The sequence below is a fragment of the Ralstonia sp. ASV6 genome, assembly GCF_016429285.1.
Classification (GTDB): domain Bacteria; phylum Pseudomonadota; class Gammaproteobacteria; order Burkholderiales; family Burkholderiaceae; genus Ralstonia; species Ralstonia flaminis.
In genome coordinates, this window is sequence record NZ_JAELUI010000291.1 from 1 (window position 1) to 2244 (window position 2244).

The window sequence follows — 2244 nt, forward strand, 5'->3', positions numbered from 1 at the left end:
CGCTTGCCGCATGCGCGGCATTTGAGCCGCCCATCGGAGAGTTTGTAGGGCCTGCTTGCGGAACAATCCGGGCATCGCTTCATGGTCGGACCAGGGTAACTCTGGTCCGGTTTGGGTAGGAATTACCAAAACTTTTCTATGGAGTGTTGGGTGGAGATAGCAGCGGGCACGGCTCAGTCACGCGCCGAGACCATGACCCAGTAGCGGCTAAGCGTGCGGACCTGCACGGGCAGCACGTGCGGCAGGGCTTCCAGCACGCGCCCGGTGTCATCGATCGGGAACACACCTGAGACACGCAGCGCGGCCACATCGGGTGCGCAGCGCACCCACCCAGGGCGATAGCGCCCAAGCTCGGCGAGGAAGGTCTCCAGCGGCATCTCGTGCACGGCCAGCATGCCGCGCACCCAAGCCGCGTCGTCCATGTTGGTGTCGTCTTGCGCGTCGGATGCATCGATCGCCAGCCGGGTGAAACGCATGCGTTCTCCCGCGCGTACGAGGCGGGTTGCATCCGGCGCCGCTGCGGGGCGAATCTCGACCGCGCCTTCCTGCACGCCAACGCGCGTGCCGCCATCGGGCAGGCGGCGCACCGTGAACCGGGTGCCGATCGGGCGCAGCGTGCCGTCTTCGGTATCGACATACAGCGGCCGACCGAGCGTGTCGCGGCCCGTGGTCACCTGAATGGCGCCGGCACGCACGATGATGCGGCGCGCTGCCGCGTCCAGGCGCACGTCGATTGCGCTGGCGGTATCAAGTTCGACGTGTGTGCCATCGGCCAGTTGGATGTGACGGCGTTCACCTGTGCCAGTTGCATAGGCATCGCCATCCGCGCCGGGTTTTGCGCAGCGCCAGGCAACGGCGCCACCCAACACCAGCGTGGCCGCTGCAACGCCAAGCACGTGGCGCCGCGCCGGATTGATCACGCGCCGGGGTTGCCGAAGCACGGCACGTCCAAGATCAGCGGGCAGCGCCGCCAGCGATTGCCAGACGGCCTGCACGTGTTGCCACGCCCGCTCGTGCTCGGGATGCTGTGCGCGCCATTGCGTGCAGGCATCGTGGTCGCGCGCGGCGGCGTCGGGTGACATCAGGGTGATCATCCACTGCGATGCCTGCAACGCAACCGCAGGATCGATCGGCGGATCAGGCTGTGTGGGGAAGGTGGCGCAAGACATCGGTGCCGGATGCGCTCAGCTAGGCCGGAAAGCAGCACTGGTGTAGCGCCTTGACCAAGTAGCGCTGCACGGTGGCAACGGACACCGCCAGTTGCGCAGCAATCTCGGCCTGCGGCACACCATCGAGCTGGAACATCAGGAACGCGCTGCGTACGGCGGGTGGGACGGCCTGCAAGCGGCGGTCCATCTCCACCAGGGTTTCCAGCACGATGGCGCGCGTCTCCAGATCCGGCACATGGGCCACGGGCAGCGCAGCTAGCGCTTCCAGATATGCCTGCTCGATCTGCCGCCGCCGGAAGAAGTTGGCCACCAACCCGTGCGCAACGGTGGCGAGGAAGGCGCGAGGCTCACGCGCGGCAATCTGCGCATCGCGTGCGAGCAATCGCATGAAGGTGTCTTGCGCAAGGTCAGCCGCATCGGCGGCATTCCCCAGGCGCCGTCGCAGCCAGCCGTTCAGCCAACCGTGGTGGGCGATGTACAGCGACTGGATTTCATCGACGGGCGGTCGCTCGACGGCGGACATTGGCAAGCATGGCGGCGTAACAAAGCGCCATATTATTGCAAATGCGAATCATTATCAACAAAGAAAGGGAATGCAGAGGGTCACGCTCCCCCCCCCCCCCCTTAAACCACCACCTCCGTCCGACTCACCACCTCCTTCAACCCCATAAACGACCGCACCTGCCGCACCCCCGGCAGATACAACAGCTGCTCCGCATGCAGCCGCGTAAAGCTCTCTGAGTCCCGCGTGCGGATCAGCAGGAAGTAATCAAACTCCCCCGTCACCAGGTGGCACTCCATGCAGCCGGAGATGTTCTGCGCGGCCTTCTCAAAGGCAGCGAAGGACTCCGGCGTGGAGCGGTCGAGCACCACGCCGATCAGCACCACGGTGCCCGCCCCCATCGCCTGCGGATCGAGCAGCGCGACCGTCCCCCGGATCACCTTGGCGGCCTTGAGCCGCTCCACTCGCCGCAGGCATGCAGCCGGGCTCAGGTTCACGCGCTTGGCCAGCGCGACATTGCTGATGGACGCATCTTTCTGCAGGGCGCGGAGGATCGCTTTGTCTGTTCGATCC

At 65.8% G+C, this 2244-nt stretch carries 4 protein-coding genes; all 4 read right to left on the bottom strand.

Annotated features, from left to right (window positions below; genetic code table 11):
* On the bottom strand, positions 1 to 83 hold an 83-nt coding region (locus JHD73_RS29785; RefSeq protein ID WP_368735496.1), incomplete at its 3' end, for a transposase.
* Between the two features lie 90 nt (positions 84 to 173).
* On the bottom strand, positions 174 to 1169 hold the full coding sequence (locus JHD73_RS27530; protein ID WP_199033300.1) for a FecR domain-containing protein: 996 nt from the start codon (positions 1167 to 1169) through the stop codon (positions 174 to 176).
* A 19-nt stretch (positions 1170 to 1188) separates the two neighbouring features.
* A complete protein-coding gene (locus JHD73_RS27535) occupies positions 1189 to 1692 on the bottom strand; it encodes a sigma-70 family RNA polymerase sigma factor (RefSeq protein WP_199033301.1) in 504 nt (167 codons plus the stop codon).
* 101 nt (positions 1693 to 1793) lie between these two features.
* The coding region (locus JHD73_RS27540; RefSeq protein WP_199033302.1) for an Lrp/AsnC family transcriptional regulator at positions 1794 to 2244 on the bottom strand (451 nt) is incomplete at its 5' end.

Coding starts and splice junctions, on each gene's coding strand:
- JHD73_RS27535 (WP_199033301.1), bottom strand. CDS start 1,692: ATGTCCGCCGTCGAGCGACCGCCCGTCGATGAAATCCAGTCGCTGTAC.
- JHD73_RS27530 (WP_199033300.1), bottom strand. CDS start 1,169: ATGTCTTGCGCCACCTTCCCCACACAGCCTGATCCGCCGATCGATCCT.